The sequence below is a fragment of the Paenibacillus sp. PSB04 genome (assembly GCF_025809195.1).
GTDB classification, from domain to species: domain Bacteria; phylum Bacillota; class Bacilli; order Paenibacillales; family Paenibacillaceae; genus Paenibacillus_AQ; species Paenibacillus_AQ favisporus.
Map to the genome: position 1 here is coordinate 4,268,327 of NZ_CP081301.1, position 14,454 is coordinate 4,282,780.

At 53.8% G+C, this 14,454-nt stretch carries 13 protein-coding genes; 11 read left to right on the forward strand and 2 right to left on the reverse strand.

Annotation, left to right across the window (positions count from 1 at the left end; genetic code table 11):
* The first annotated feature begins 142 nt into the window (after window positions 1-142).
* The 8 genes from K2F33_RS19825 (at window position 143) to K2F33_RS19860 (ending at window position 8,186) form a co-directional block, all read left to right on the forward strand.
* Window positions 143-1,012, forward strand: a complete 870-nt coding sequence (locus K2F33_RS19825; RefSeq protein WP_212967974.1) for an AraC family transcriptional regulator — start codon at window positions 143-145, stop codon at window positions 1,010-1,012.
* Window positions 1,013-1,175: 163 nt separating this feature from the next.
* Window positions 1,176-2,450, forward strand: coding sequence for an ABC transporter substrate-binding protein (locus K2F33_RS19830; RefSeq protein WP_244364426.1), 1,275 nt, complete (start codon window positions 1,176-1,178; stop codon window positions 2,448-2,450).
* Between the two features lie 63 nt (window positions 2,451-2,513).
* Window positions 2,514-3,401: a carbohydrate ABC transporter permease gene (locus K2F33_RS19835; protein WP_076171346.1), complete on the forward strand. Its 888-nt coding sequence runs from the start codon at window positions 2,514-2,516 to the stop codon at window positions 3,399-3,401.
* 16 nt (window positions 3,402-3,417) lie between these two features.
* Complete coding sequence (locus tag K2F33_RS19840) at window positions 3,418-4,293, forward strand: carbohydrate ABC transporter permease (RefSeq protein ID WP_084203934.1); 876 nt, start codon at window positions 3,418-3,420, stop codon at window positions 4,291-4,293.
* A gap of 251 nt (window positions 4,294-4,544) precedes the next feature.
* Complete coding sequence (gene thyA / locus K2F33_RS19845) at window positions 4,545-5,339, forward strand: thymidylate synthase (RefSeq protein ID WP_076171348.1); 795 nt, start codon at window positions 4,545-4,547, stop codon at window positions 5,337-5,339.
* A 37-nt stretch (window positions 5,340-5,376) separates the two neighbouring features.
* Window positions 5,377-5,865 carry a dihydrofolate reductase gene (locus K2F33_RS19850; protein ID WP_076171350.1) on the forward strand — a complete coding sequence of 163 codons (489 nt, stop codon included), beginning with the start codon at window positions 5,377-5,379 and terminating at the stop codon, window positions 5,863-5,865.
* A 277-nt stretch (window positions 5,866-6,142) separates the two neighbouring features.
* The gene (locus K2F33_RS19855) at window positions 6,143-7,630 is read left to right on the forward strand and encodes a glutamate synthase subunit beta (RefSeq protein ID WP_076171352.1); all 1,488 of its coding nucleotides are present in this window, start codon (window positions 6,143-6,145) and stop codon (window positions 7,628-7,630) included.
* A gap of 112 nt (window positions 7,631-7,742) precedes the next feature.
* The gene (locus K2F33_RS19860) at window positions 7,743-8,186 is read left to right on the forward strand and encodes a GNAT family N-acetyltransferase (protein WP_263878333.1); all 444 of its coding nucleotides are present in this window, start codon (window positions 7,743-7,745) and stop codon (window positions 8,184-8,186) included.
* Between the two features lie 122 nt (window positions 8,187-8,308).
* Here K2F33_RS19860 and K2F33_RS19865 read toward each other — a convergent pair whose 3' ends face one another.
* Window positions 8,309-9,094, reverse strand: a complete 786-nt coding sequence (locus K2F33_RS19865; RefSeq protein ID WP_263878334.1) for a TioE family transcriptional regulator — start codon at window positions 9,092-9,094, stop codon at window positions 8,309-8,311.
* Between the two features lie 212 nt (window positions 9,095-9,306).
* Between K2F33_RS19865 and K2F33_RS19870 the strand changes: the two genes are divergently transcribed.
* The 3 genes from K2F33_RS19870 to K2F33_RS19880 all read left to right on the forward strand — a co-directional run bounded on the left by K2F33_RS19870 (window position 9,307) and on the right by K2F33_RS19880 (window position 13,607).
* Complete coding sequence (locus K2F33_RS19870) at window positions 9,307-10,278, forward strand: ATP-binding cassette domain-containing protein (RefSeq protein WP_263878335.1); 972 nt, start codon at window positions 9,307-9,309, stop codon at window positions 10,276-10,278.
* On the forward strand, window positions 10,275-11,096 hold the full coding sequence (locus K2F33_RS19875) for an ABC transporter permease (protein WP_263878336.1): 822 nt from the start codon (window positions 10,275-10,277) through the stop codon (window positions 11,094-11,096). Before K2F33_RS19870 ends, K2F33_RS19875 begins: the two co-directional genes overlap by 4 nt.
* Window positions 11,097-11,345: 249 nt before the next feature.
* A complete protein-coding gene (locus K2F33_RS19880; protein WP_263878337.1) occupies window positions 11,346-13,607 on the forward strand; it encodes a type IA DNA topoisomerase in 2,262 nt (753 codons plus the stop codon).
* A 70-nt stretch (window positions 13,608-13,677) separates the two neighbouring features.
* Here the strand turns inward: K2F33_RS19880 and K2F33_RS19885 are convergent, their stop codons facing one another.
* On the reverse strand, window positions 13,678-14,442 hold the full coding sequence (locus K2F33_RS19885) for an HAD family hydrolase (RefSeq protein ID WP_263878338.1): 765 nt from the start codon (window positions 14,440-14,442) through the stop codon (window positions 13,678-13,680).
* Window positions 14,443-14,454: the final 12 nt, after the last annotated feature.

A 14,454-nucleotide genomic window follows, 5' to 3' on the forward strand; every position in this document is an offset into this window, starting at 1 on the left:
TTGCAATCCACCCATATCATATTAAGAGGGATATGTTGTTTTTCTAATTATGGGATCATCTGGGTGATGATGCTGACCGGTCTAGGATTTTGCTACAATAGAAAGAGCAGAACGTTTCATTCTAGGGAAGGTGGGGGATGTTATGGGAACGATGACCTCATTTCTGGAAAGAGGACTGATGGACGAAGATTTTCCGATTCGTGTGGTTCAGACAGAAGAAACGTTTCTTTTTGCGCCGCATTGGCATGAAGAAGTCGAAATTGTATATGTGGCCGAAAGCGGGGCGCGCATCGAACTGAACCATCACTTATGTGAGCTGAAGAAAGGGGAGATTTTGATGATCAAGCCGGGTGAAGTCCATTCTTTTCTGCCCGGCACCGGCAAGCTGCTGATTATCGTATTTCGCATGCACTTTTTAACAGGAACGAACCCCAGCGGCCCGGATGAGCAAAGCTTAAAGTCGCTCGTTTCGCACAATACCGTCATTCCGGCACATCAAGTGCAGAAGGCAAATTTGGCGCTGATGATGAAAGCGATTGCTGAAGAAGAATCGGGCAGGCAGCCCGGTTATAAATGGTCCATGAAAGCAAGGTTGTACGACCTGATCGTTCGTTTGATCCGGCTCAAGCCGGGGCAAATGGAGGATGATTATCCAGGTGGCGCCAGCTCCGAGAGCAAAAAATTCGCCTTTATTGAGGCGGTGTGCGAGTATCTAGAAAGGCACTACGACCAGCCGCTGAAGCTGGATGACATTGCCGACCATACGAACTTTAACAAATTTTATTTATGCAAGCTGTTTAAGGAAGCCCGCGGCATGACGGTTATGGATTACTTGAATCAATACCGGATTGCACAGGCTAAATGGGAGCTGCTAGGCGGTTCTGAATCCATTCTGCAGATCGCTGTGCGGAACGGATTTAACAATCTGAACTCGTTTAACCGCATTTTTAAAAAGTACAATGGCTGCACGCCATCCGAATTTCGCAAGCGAAGCGGCAGGACTGCGCAATAAATGAACAATCCAGACCAATATCCGATGAGCCCGGCCGGCAAAAATCCCATAAAATGATAACAAACTTAGATGTAAGCGTTTCCTTTTTAATCGTGGATGAGGGGGGACTAGTTGTTATCCTGGGATTGACCAACATCAAGCGAAAAGCAAAGGACGGGTGCTCATGAGAAGAAATCATTGGGGATATACCTTTATGCTGAGTCTGCTGGGCTTGTCCATCCTGCTGGCCGGGTGTACGGTCTCGGGAAAAGGAACGGGCTCAAGCCAGGAAATTACCGTATGGAGCTTTACCGATGAGGCGAATTACGCCATTGATAAGTTTGAGAAGAAGTACCCCGGGGTCAAGGTGAACTTCGTCAACATCCCCGGCAACTTTTACATCACCAAGCTGAAATCCGCCTTGCAGACGGCTTCCAAGGCACCGGACGTGTTCATGCTCGAAAACGGGAACATCCGTGAGCTGATAGACGTTCCCTACCTGGAGAACCTGTCTGCGGCTCCGTACGATGCAAACAAGCTAATTCCTGAGCAGTATCCCTTCGTGCAAGCCAACGAAAAGGACTCTGAAGGGAACGTCAAGGCACTGGGTTACCAGGCGACACCTGGAGGCATTTATTACCGCCGGGACCTGGCTAAACAATATTTGGGCACAGACGATCCGGAGGAAGTCAGCAAGCAGATTGACTCCTGGGACAAAATTTTCGACATCGGCGAAAGGGTTGCCAAAGAAAGCGGGGGCAAAGTGCACGCCCTGGCGAATTGGAACGCCATTTCCGTCTCATATGAAGGCATTCCATGGGTCAAGGACAACAAGCTTGTCATCAACGACGCTTACCTGAAGGTGCTCGATATGGTGAGGGAAGCGCGGCAGCGGCATGTGCTGGCCGAATTTGACGACGGGAGCGCCGGATATGCAGCTTCCATGCAAAAGGGCGAGGTGATGTTCTATCCGGGCGCAAGCTGGGCGCTGCAATACACGTTCAAGGCGAATGCACCGGATACGTCGGGAAAATGGGGACTCGCGCACGGCCCGGCCTCGTTCAGCTCCGGGGGAACGTATATCGCTATGTACAGCAAAAGCAAAAACAAGGATCTGGCGTGGAAATTTATCCACTTCTACAATTTCGACCACGAGTTTTTGACCGAGCTGGCCCATGACCAAGACTACTTTACGAGCAATCGGGTGGTGGACGACCAGCTGGCTCCGACGCTGACTTCCGCTTACCTGGGGAACCAGAAGCACTTCGAGTTCTTTTCCGAGGAAGCGAAAAACGTGCCGAGCTATCAGCGGACGCCTTTTGATACAGTGATCAACAATGACATTTACAAAAATGTGCTGCAGCTGTACCTGAACAACAAGATGAAGACGAAAGAAGAAGCCATCCAAAGAATTAAACGGGACGTCAAGCTCAGGTACCCCGAGCTGGAGGTGGATTGACGCTTAGCGGTTGATTATTCGGCTGCGACAACGTTGGAACAACCTATACCAGGAGGTGCGTCCATGTTTGCCAAATCGATACGGAAGGACCATTACGGTTATTTTTTCATTGCACCGTTCTTTATCATCTTTCTCCTGTTCGGATTGTATCCGATCCTATACTCGCTGTATATCAGCTTTACGAACTGGGACGGGATCCGGACGCCGGAATTCGTGGGGCTGGGTAACTACGTTGCGGTATTCCACGACCCGATATTTTACAAAACCTTTCTCAACACGCTGTTTATTTGGGGCGTGTCCGTCATCCCTCAGCTGACCGTTTCGCTTGTGCTTGCTTTTATTTTAAACGAGAAGTTCGTCAAGGGAAGAAACATATTCCGTGCCGTCTACTTCTTCCCGCATATCGTCACCGCCGCTTCGCTGGGGCTGCTGGTAAGCCTGATCTTCGACTGGCAGTCGGGCGGGCTGAACCACTTTCTCGTCGAGAGCGGAATCATCCACGATCCGATCAACTGGAAGAACAATGCCTGGTTCATGCGGCTGATTGTGTCTTCGATTTTGTTCTTTCAATACTTCGGCTACTCCATGATCATTTATTTGGCCGGACTGCAGGGAATCGATCCTTCGCTGACCGAGGCCGCCCAAATCGACGGGGCCACGAAAAAGCATGTTTTCCTGCACATTACGGTTCCGATGCTGAAACCGATCATTTTGTTCCAGGTCATTACCTCGATCATCGGCGGGATGCAGATCTTCGATCAGCCCTTTACCCTCACCAATGGCACGGGAGCGCCAGACCGCGCATCCATGACCAGCATCATGTACCTGTACAACGTCGCGTTTCAGAGCACGCGGTTTGGCTACGGAGCCGCCATCGCGTTTTGCCTGTTCATCATTATCATTCTGTTCTCCGTCCTGTCGTTTGTGCTGACGAACCGGAAGAAGGCTTGAGGAAGGAGTCGATAACATGGAAGCGATTAGACCGATCCGGCGGGAACTTCCGTATGCCGCCAAGCCCAAACGCCGCCTGTCCGCCGGCATGGTGCTGCTGTATATTTTTCTGATCGGGTTTGCCATCATCTGTATCATCCCGTTTTATCTCATGCTGATCTACTCCAGCCACAGCAATGCCGACATCGCCTCATCGTTCATCTTTCTGCCGGGGAAGGATCTGTGGGCGAACTACAGCAACATGGCCGCAAAAATCAACATTTGGCGGGGATTCATGAACAGCTTCTTCATTGCGGGGTCCACGACGGTGCTGTCCCTGTACATCGGGGCGCTGACGGCCTACGGCTTCGCCAAATTCCGGTTTAAAGGCAACAAGCAGCTGTTCTTCGCTTTGCTGGCCACGATGATGGTGCCCGGGCAGCTGGCCCTGATTGGGGTATACCGGCTGTTCAGCACATTCGGCCTGCTCGACAGCTACGCGGCTATCATTCTGCCGGCGGCAGCGAACGCCTTTAACGTGTTTTTCATCAAGCAATTTATCGACGGAAGCATTCCGGACGAAATCATCGAATCGTCGCGGGTCGACGGTGCGGGCGAGTTCCGGACGTTCAACCAGATCATCCTGCCGATTCTGGGTCCTGCGGTTTCCGCACTCGGCATCTTTACGTTCATCGGCTCCTGGAACAACTTCCTCGGCCCGCTCGTCCTGTTCTTCTCGCAGAGCAAATATCCGCTGCCGGTTCTGGTCGCGCTCGTGCAGGGTTATTACGGGATGGACTACGGCCTGTTGTACCTGGGTGTGGCGATTTCCATCGTGCCGATCATCATCGTGTTTGCGGTCTTTTCCAAGCAGATCATCGGGAGCGTGGCGATCGGAGCCGTTAAAGGGTAACGCAGCGTCTTTCATATGAATAATCTCGAGATGATGAAACGGCAACAAGGCTTTGGCATGGAACGGTTCTTGGGGGTAGACCCTGGGAACCGTTTTTTGTAGTGAGTTCCCCGTACGTGGCAAGCGGGCGGATTCTGGTCGCTGGGGATGGACTTTTTTAGGTGTTTATCAACCATGCCCCCACATGGTAAACTAGAATATACACAATCAACAGATATATAGACATTCGGCATTGAGAGGAAGGATACAAAGTGCGAAACTATTTGGAGCTGCTGCAGGACATACTGGAACACGGTACCCCCAAGGAGGACCGGACCGGAACCGGCACGATTTCCGTCTTCGGACGACAGCTGCGGTTCGATCTATCCCAGGGGTTCCCGCTGGTGACGACGAAGCGCATCCATTTGAAGTCGGTCGTCCATGAGCTGCTGTGGTTTTTGAGCGGCGATACGAATATCCGGTACCTGAAAGAAAACGGCGTTTCCATATGGGACGAGTGGGCTGACGAGAACGGGGATTTGGGACCGGTGTACGGCTCTCAGTGGCGGAACTGGGAGGCACCGGACGGCACCCATATCGACCAGATTGCGAATGTGATCGAATCGATCAAGCGGAATCCGGATTCCCGCAGACATATCGTGAGCGCATGGAATGTGGCGGAGATTGAGAACATGAAGCTTCCTCCTTGCCATTTCGTATTCCAATTCTATGTGGCCGGGGGCAAATTGTCCTGCATGCTGACGATGCGTTCGGTCGACACGTTCCTCGGTCTGCCGTTTAATATTGCCAGCTACGCGCTGCTGACGCATATGGTGGCCCAGCAGTGCGGGCTTGAAGTCGGTGAATTCATTTGGTCCGGCGGCGACGTGCATATTTATTCAAACCATTTGGAGCAAGTCAAAACCCAACTGGAGCGCGAGCCATTTGAGCTGCCTCAGCTTGTGATCAAACGGAAACCCGAATCGATTTTCGACTATAAGTTCGAGGATTTCGAGTTCGTGAATTATCAGCATCATCCAGGCATTAAGGCGCCGGTCGCCATCTAGCCGGCTTTCATTTTATGTTGAAGGGAGCTTTTTGACCATGACAATGACGTTTATCTGGGCCATGGGCTCAAACGGAGTAATAGGGCGGGACAACAAGCTTCCTTGGCGGCTTCCGCGGGATATGGCTTTTTTCAAGGAAAAGACGATGGGCAAAACGGTCCTCATGGGCCGCAAAACGTGGGAATCCTTCGGCGGTAAGCCGCTGCCTGGACGCGACAACGTCGTCCTGACCCGCGATCCGGATTACGAGGCACCGGGAGCCCAGATCATTCATACGATAGAAGAAGCGGTTGAGCTCGGCAAGAATAAAGAGATCATGGTGATCGGAGGAGCCGAAATTTACTATAAGCTGCTTCCGGTAGCGGACTGCCTGATCGTCACCCGGATCGACGAGACGTTTGAAGGCGACACCTACTTCCCTGAAGTAGACTTCGGGGACTGGATTCTGCAAGAAGAGATCGAAGGGATCACGGATGAGAAAAACCCGTATTCCTACCGTTTCTGCACCTATATCCGCAAAAGTTAAACGAAATTCATGTTATCATGACATGTGATCTCGATGTGAAATAGTACAAATAATTATGCGGATAATCCATTTAATATTCAAAGTTTCAAATGATACTATAATTGAAATATCTATGTAGAATGAACTAGAGCGTATTATGCTCTAACACGAAAGCTGCGCCGTGGTCAGGGGATAATACATGTACAGGTTTGGTTCAATCTATCTACGTGTCGTTAATGTGATAGATAGGAAGTAACTTTCAACAAGATAGAAAAGAACGGATGGGGGAAAATGCGTCATGTCAACACCAACAGGCTTTATGGAGTACAGCCGCCAGCTTCCGGCGGATCGCGATCCTGCAGAGCGGATTAAGGATTGGGAAGAGTTCCATAAACATATGTCCGAAGAAGAACTGCGCACCCAGGGCGCACGCTGTATGGATTGCGGAACACCTTACTGTCATACGGGAATCGATATGGCTGGAGGCACCTCGGGCTGCCCGGTCAACAATTTGATTCCGGAATGGAACAACCTCATCTACCGCGGCTTGTGGAGAGAAGCGCTGGAGCGCCTGCATAAAACGAACAACTTTCCGGAGTTCACCGGCCGGATTTGTCCTGCTCCATGCGAAGGCTCTTGTACCGTCGGCCTGATCGGCCAGCCGGTAACGATCAAGACGATCGAGCAGGCCATTATTGATAAAGGATTTGAAGAAGGATGGGTTGTGCCGAACCCACCGGAGAAACGTACAGGCAAACGCGTGGCGGTCGTGGGCTCGGGCCCGGCAGGACTGGCCGCGGCAGCACAGCTGAACAAAGCGGGCCACAGCGTGACGGTGTACGAGCGTGCGGACCGCATCGGCGGCCTGCTGATGTACGGCATCCCGTCGATGAAGCTCGACAAATCCGTCGTTCAGCGCCGTGTGGACCTGCTCGCAGCGGAAGGCATCCAGTTTATTACGAATACCGAAATCGGCAAGGACATTCCTGCACAGCAGCTCGTTGACGACTACGATGCAGTCGTGTTGTGCGGCGGAGCTACCAAACCGCGCGAATTCAACATTGAAGGCAGCGATCTGAACGGGGTTCATTATGCCATGACGTACTTGAACGGTACGATCAAGAGCTTCCTGGACTCGGGTCTTGCCGACGGGAACTACATTTCCGCAGAAGGGAAAGACGTCATCGTGATCGGCGGCGGCGACACCGGTTCGGACTGCGTCGCAACAGCGCTTCGTCATGGCTGTGCAAGCGTAACGCAGTTTGGCACGCATGAGAAGGCGCCGCTGGAGCGCGATCCGATCAACAACCCTTGGCCGCAGTTCCCGAACGTATACACACTGGATTACGCCCAGGAAGAAGCGAAAGCGGTCTTTGGAAGCGATCCGCGCGAATTTTCCATCATGACTACCAAATTTGTGGGTGATGACGAAGGAAACCTCCAAGAGCTGCACACCGTACAAATTCAGCGGATGGTGGACGAAACCGGGCGTAAAATCTACCAGCCGATTCCGGGAACGGAGCGGGTATTCAAAGCGCAAATGGCGCTGATTGCCATCGGTTTCGACGGACCGGAGCAGACGATTACCGAACAGCTCGGCCTTGAAACAGACCGCCGCTCGAACGTAAAGGCGCGGAAGGGTAAATACAACACAAACGTGGACAAAGTTTTCGCAGCCGGCGACATGCGCCGCGGCCAAAGCTTGGTCGTATGGGCCATCAACGAAGGCCGCGAAGCTGCCCGTGAAGTGGACAAATATTTGATGGGCTCGACAGTGCTGGTATAAGATCGTCGGCTCATAACCCGGGTATGATAGGACAGCAGCTCCGCATTATTGCGGGGCTGCTGTTTTTTCTGTATCAGGTCAAATACCGATGTAAGTTAGGAGGCAGCAATCGATGGGACAAATAACGGCATATCGGGAAGAGGATCACGATTATTTGGTAGAGTTGTGGTACCGGGCGGTTCGTGAGACGCATGCTTTTTTAACCGAGGCAGATATCGCATTTTACCGCCGGATTGTAGACGAGCAGGCGCTGAAGCACGTGGAGGTGTGGGTGGAAAAGGATGACAGCGGCGTTCCCTTGGGCTTCATTGGGCTGGACGGCGGTATGGTGGAAATGCTGTTCGTCGATCCCGACCGGCATGGACAAGGAATCGGCACCCGTTTACTCCGGTATGCGGAGCAGCTGAAGGGAAGCCGGCTGCGGGTCGACGTCAACGAGCAGAACGATGGGGCATTCGCGTTTTATCAGCGGTATGGATTTGTACGGACGGGACGGTCCGAGCTGGACGGTTCCGGACGGCCGTTCCCGCTCCTGCATTTGGAGCTGAAACGGTAAACGGGCAGGCTCAACCTTCCTCTTTAAAAACATCAAGCTCTCCTAAGGTCAGGGATTATCAAATGGGGAGCTGCTGATACATATGTAAGTTAATAAATGCATCCGAAGCGAGGGCTCCCTTTTCATGGAGCTTCGCCGGGTGCTTTTTCCGCTTTGGCTTTTTGGAAATAATCAAACCACAAGCCTTTAATGTAGTCTACCGGATCGATCAGTCCTTCTTCGATGCACAGCTCGACCAGCAAGTGAACCCCGAAGAACTGCCGCCGGTTCCGGTCATGGATACTCGATAACGCCTCCAGCGTCACCTTCTTCGCTTTTTCAACGCTGTGCTGCTCGACGCCCTGCACAATTTCTTTCATGTTTTCCAGCACATAAACCGTCTTCCTTAATGTGCGGATCAGCAAAATTTGCCGGACATGCGTGGGGGTAAACAGCCTGTACCCGTTTTCGGGATCCCGTTCCGGCTGGATCAGCCCTTCTTTTTCCCAATGCCGGATCGCCGAGGGCTGCACATCCGTAAGCTCAGCTGCTTCGCCGATCGTCATGCGGCCCTTCAATCGTTTGCCCGAGACAAGCGGCAGTTCGGGATCTTGGAGTAAGGCCAGGGTCTGTTCGGCAACCGTTTTTTCATGCTGCAGACGAGCCTGCTCCTGATTGACGAGCCAGAAGGCTCCGTCCATGTCACGCTGTTGAATCAAGCGAAGCACTTCAGAGGTAATACCGACCCCGAAACCTGAAAACATAGCCCGCAGGCAGCGGAAATAGGCCAGGTGCAGCTGCGTGTACAGGCGGTACCCGTTATCCGACCGCTCCGGCTCGGGGACGACCCCCCAAGATTCATAGTGGCGCAGGGCGCTTGTGCTGATATGCAATTCCCTGGCGATTTCGATCGGCTTATAATAACGCATTTCCCTTCCCCCTTATGCGCTTCGACTATCTTCACTCCCCCAAGGATAACATGCCGGCAAAAGCTGCACAAAAAGCTTTAAGGGACATGATAATGTTCTGTTACAGGGTTACTGTGATTTCAAGCGAAAATTTAAGCCTGCCTTCCCATTTGCATGAGTGTTATAAAATTTGGGTGTAAGTTGAATTTCAATCGCAAGGTAGGAGGTAGAACATGGAACAAGAAGCAGCCGTTGACGTGCGCGGGCTAAGGAAAGCTTACGGCAAGGAAGATGTTCTGAAGGGATTGGACCTGCGGGTTGAGCAGGGAACCGTGTACGGCGTACTCGGTCCCAACGGGGCAGGCAAGACGACGCTGATCAGCATTTTGTCCACGCTGCTCGCGCCGGATTCCGGTTCGGTCCGGATCTTTGGACTCGACGTCGTGCGGGAAGCCGATTCCGTGCGCCGAAGGATTGGGCTCACCGGGCAATTCGCCGCGGTGGACGAGGGGATGAGCGGCCGCGATAATTTGGTCCTCTTCGGCAGGCTGGCGGGTTATTCCGCCAAAACGGCCAAAGTGCGGGCCGAACAGCTGCTGGATGCATTTGGCCTGACCGATGCGGCCGGGCGTTCGGCCGGAAAGTATTCGGGGGGCATGCGGAGGAGGCTGGATATTGCCGCGGCGATGCTCGTCGCCCCGGACCTTCTGTTTTTGGACGAACCGACGACCGGTCTGGATCCGCGGAGCCGCAGCGAAGTGTGGGATATCGTGCGCGCTTTGGTGGACCATGGCACAACCGTGGTGTTGACGACCCAGTATCTGGAGGAAGCGGACCAGCTTGCGGACCGCGTGGCAGTGGTCGGCGAGGGCGCCGTCATCGCCGAAGGCACGCCCGCCGAACTAAAGGCTTCCATCGGCTCAGGCTCGATTCAAATCCGGCTGGCCGACCCGAAGCAGCGGGGAGAAGCCGAGCAGGTCCTGCGGCGCGTGCTTCAAACAGAAGCCAGGCTTCATGCGAATCCCGCCGAACTGTCGGCTCAAGTCTCCGATCCGCGGCAGGCTGCACTGGCGCTGACGGAACTGAGTGAGGCAGGCATTTATACGCACCAATATTCGCTTGGAGAGCCTAGTCTTGATGAGGTTTTTCTCACGCTGACCGGCAGGAGCGCTCAAGCAGAACCTTTGAAGGAGGAGAACCGATGAGTGAACCACAGTCCAGAATGCTGGCAGCCCTGAACCTGAGGGAGCGTCCGCCGCGGCCGAGCGCGCCGCAGGGGGTATGGACCTTTATTTGGCGCTCATGGCGGAAAACGAGCGGCAACGCGGCATATTTAGCGATCGATTCGATCATTTTCCCGGCGGTCTTTCTGCTGATCTTTACGTATTTGTTCGGCGGCGCCATCTCCGGATCAACGGGAAATTACCTGCAGTATCTGCTGCCAGGCATGATGGTGTATACCGTCACCACCATGACGGTGTACATCGGCATCAATCTCAAAACGGATATCGAACGCGGTGTCTTCAACCGATTCCGAACGCTGCCGTTCTGGCAGCCCGCTGCGATCATCGGTACGATGGCCATCAACCTCATCTCCTTCGCCGTGGGACTCATCACAACGTTAGGGCTCGGAATGCTGCTCGGATTTCGCCCGGAAGCGGGATGGTCTGGAGTGCTCCTGTCCATGCTGCTCGTCATGCTTTATGCTTTCAGTTTCAGCTGGATCTTTGCCTGCCTGGGACTGACCGTACGGAAAACCGAATCGCTCACGACGATGTCCTATCTCGTGCTGTACCCGCTCATGTTTACGAGCAACGTGTTTGCCGATACGTCCACCATGCCGGATTGGCTGGGTCCGGTCGTTGCTTACAACCCCGTCAGCCTGGCTTCCTCATCGGCCCGGGCATTGATGCACGGTACGGCGGATACAGCTGCCCTGACCGCCACGCTGATAAGCTTGGGATGTATCATTGCCGTGTTTATGCCGCTTGCATTTCAGCTATACCGCAAAAAAAGCAAGTGACTGAAACCAAAGAAGACATCGTCAGGGACTGGCAACGCTTTGGTTGTAACCCTCCTTGATTCTTGGAGCGGGAAGCCCCGCCGCTAAGAGATGACTCTCCAAAGGCTTTCCCGCTTGCATTGAAAAACGGGCCTCCCGTATGCTATCATAATTTAGAGTCAATTCTATCAGAACGTGGAAGTTATCCATGAATAAACCGGCCGGGAGCAGCTATTCTCGGCCTTTTTCCATGCGGGGAGCGAATGATTGTTGAAAACTCTAGTCATAGCAGAAAAACCGGATATGGGGCGCAACATTGCCGCGGTCATTGAGCCGAGGGCGAAGAATGCCCGTTCCTATCTGGAGGGGGAGCAGTATATCATTACCTGGGCCATCGGACATCTCGTCGGTTTGGCAGAGCCGGATGCCTATGATGACCGGTACAAGAAATGGAACTTTCGTGATCTGCCGATCATGCCCGACCAATTCAAAATCGTGCCGCATTATAAAACGAAAGACCAGCTGAAAACGATCGGGGAGCTGGCAAAACGCTGCGACCGGATCGTTAATGCCTGCGATGCGGGGCGGGAGGGGCAGTACATCTTTGCGCTGATCCAGCAGCAGCTGAAGCTGAAGCAGCCCGTCCGGCGGCTGTGGATTTCGGACCTGACCGCGGAGAGCATCGCCCAGGGCTTCAGGGAGCTGCGCGCCGCCGAGGAATTCGAAAATTTGACGCAGGCCGCCAGGGCCCGCAGCGAGGCCGACTGGCTTATCGGCATGAACGCGACCCGGGCGTTTACGACGAAGCATAACACCCTGCTGTCCGTCGGACGGGTTCAGACGCCTGTGCTGGCGCTCATTTATGACCGGCAGAAGGAAATCGAGTCGTTTGAATCGCTGACGTATTACGAGGTGAAGGCTCATTTTCGTCAAGAGGCGCTGGAGTACACGGGAACGTGGCAGGGGGACCGGCTGACCTCCAAGGAGAAGGCCGAGGCGATTGCCGCCAGGGTCAAAGGGAAGGAAGGCAAAATCGCCAAATACGAAGTCAAAGATACGAAGGAGTATCCTTTTAAGCTGTATGACCTGACGCTGCTGCAGCGGGACGCAAACGCCAAGTTCGGCTTCTCCGCCAAGAAGACGCTGGACATCGCGCAGGCATTGTATGAACGGCATAAAGTGATTTCATATCCGCGGACCAACTCCAATTACGTCAATGAGCAAAATATTGAAGGGATGCATAAGGCGCTGCATATGCTGAAATCCACTTCATATAAGGAACAGGCTGAAGGGGCCAACGCATCTCTGGTACACAAGAACAACAAGGCGATCTGCAATCCGGAGAAGGTCGAGGATCACCATGCCATCCTGCCGACGCTTAAGCGGCCCGGCCAGCTGGGCAAGGAGGAACAGCAGCTGTACGACCTGATCATTCTGCGGTTTTTGTCCCAGTTCTATCCGCCCGCCTTGTACAAGCAGCATACAGTCCTGACCGAAGTAGAGGGTGACCTGTTCAAAACGAACGTGAAGGAGCTGCTGTCGCTGGGATGGAAGGTTCTGATGCCGAGCACCGATAAGAGCGGGAAGAAAACGAAATCCGCAAAGCAGGAGGAAGAGGAAGAAAATCTGGAGTGGAATGACCGGGCTTTCGATCTGGATCCCGAGAAGCCGGTGAAATGCGGCAAGAGCGAAGCCAAAGAGAAAGCTACGCAGCCGCCGAAGAGCTATACGGAGGGCACCCTGCTGAAGGCGATGGAAAGCGCGGGCCGGACGATTGAAAACGACGAGCTGCGGGACGCGATGAAGGACAGCGGTCTCGGCACGCCGGCCACCCGGGCGGCGACGATCGAACGGCTGAAGAAGGTCGGATATATCGCTATGCAGGGCAAAAAGATCACGATTACCCAGAAGGGCAGGACGGCGGTCGAGCTCATTCGCCAGGCAGGCGTCGAGCTGCTGACTTCTCCCGAGATGACCGGGCAGTGGGAGCGGCGTCTGCATCAAATATCCAAGGGCGAGGCAGCCTCGGTTAAATTTATGGACAATGTCCGCAAATTTACCGTCTCCATCATCGAGAAGGTTGGTGTCCAGCAGGCGGCGCCATCTTCGCTCTTCGGTACGGATCAGGAGCAGGGCCGGGGGAAGCCGCGCTCAAGGTCGGCAGCAGGGAAGGGCAGGCGGGGGACAGGAGCCGCTTCGCGAACGACCCGCACGGAAACGGCCGCTGCTGCCGCGCCCCCCGCACCGCCGGGGGAACGGCTTACACATGGGCCATGTCCTCGGCCGGGCTGCCACGGCCAGATAATCGAAGGTAAAAAGGGTTACGGCTGTACCGCATTCAAAGACGGCTGCGGATTTGTGATCTGGAAGGAGTTCTCCGGCAAAAAAATCAGCGCCAACATGCTGAAATCGCTGCTGGCTTCCGGCCGTACGCAGCTGCTGTCCTTCAGCGGAACCGGGGGACCGTATAAAGCGCGGATCGTGCTGCAGGATCGAAGTTCCGGTAAACTGAGCATCGAGCGTTCGACTTAAATCAAACCAAAAAGAACGGACCCTGGCGGGCCCGCTCTTTTTTTTGCCTTTTTTTATCGAGGCGGCACATTCACTGTCTCAAGGCGTTTGCGGAAGCTACAATGCCCTTGCTGTGGATAACCTCGGGAACTTCCTCGATGCTTGTGACCGTGTAAAGGGAGCTGTCCGGCTTCTTCTGCAGCTCCACCATGTTATAAATCCATTCGTTCTGCTGTTTGATATAGATGCTGTGGATTCCTGCCGATAATGCCGGCATCACATCGGTGCGCAGGGAGTTGCCGATCATCCAGGTGGAAGGACGGTAGAAGCCGCCCTGCTTCAGGATGTTCTCCAGCGTCGCTTCGTTTTTGTGCTGCGTAATGTAGATCCGGTCGTCAAAGTACTGGCTCAGCTTCATCTGGTCAATCTTCCGCTGTTGTATCGCCGTTTCGCCGCCAGTGTACAGGTACAGATGATGTCCCTGTGATTTCAGCGACTCCAGCGTCTCTACCATGCCCGGATAGGGTTCCACTTCCTGCTCGTACACGCTCAAGCCGAGCTCCATCAGCTGTTTTTCTTCGTCCGGCTGAACGGGGCGGTTAAACTTGCGGCTGAAGAAGCGATATGTTTCGATCAGCGATTTGGGGAAGATGCCGCTGCTGAAGCCAGCTTGGCTGACGGCCGCAACGTCGATCTCGATCTGCTTGCTGCGAATCTCTTCTGTCTTGATCTGGTGGGGCTCAAACCATTGTTGTACCCATTCAAAAAACTCCCCGAGGACGATGCCGAAATACTTGTTGCAGTGGATCAGCGTGTCATCCAGATCGAACAGAATATGCTGCTCAGGTGCTTTCACGTTAGGTCACTC

Excerpts from the sequence above, each read along its gene's own strand:
- K2F33_RS19825 (WP_212967974.1), top strand. The coding sequence starts at position 143 with ATGGGAACGATGACCTCATTTCTGGAAAGAGGACTGATGGACGAAGAT.
- K2F33_RS19850 (WP_076171350.1), top strand. The coding sequence starts at position 5,377 with ATGACAATGACGTTTATCTGGGCCATGGGCTCAAACGGAGTAATAGGG.
- K2F33_RS19865 (WP_263878334.1), bottom strand. The coding sequence starts at position 9,094 with ATGCGTTATTATAAGCCGATCGAAATCGCCAGGGAATTGCATATCAGC.
- K2F33_RS19870 (WP_263878335.1), top strand. The coding sequence starts at position 9,307 with ATGGAACAAGAAGCAGCCGTTGACGTGCGCGGGCTAAGGAAAGCTTAC.
- K2F33_RS19840 (WP_084203934.1), top strand. The coding sequence starts at position 3,418 with ATGGAAGCGATTAGACCGATCCGGCGGGAACTTCCGTATGCCGCCAAG.
- K2F33_RS19860 (WP_263878333.1), top strand. The coding sequence starts at position 7,743 with ATGGGACAAATAACGGCATATCGGGAAGAGGATCACGATTATTTGGTA.
- K2F33_RS19835 (WP_076171346.1), top strand. The coding sequence starts at position 2,514 with ATGTTTGCCAAATCGATACGGAAGGACCATTACGGTTATTTTTTCATT.
- K2F33_RS19830 (WP_244364426.1), top strand. The coding sequence starts at position 1,176 with ATGAGAAGAAATCATTGGGGATATACCTTTATGCTGAGTCTGCTGGGC.
- K2F33_RS19875 (WP_263878336.1), top strand. The coding sequence starts at position 10,275 with ATGAGTGAACCACAGTCCAGAATGCTGGCAGCCCTGAACCTGAGGGAG.
- K2F33_RS19855 (WP_076171352.1), top strand. The coding sequence starts at position 6,143 with ATGTCAACACCAACAGGCTTTATGGAGTACAGCCGCCAGCTTCCGGCG.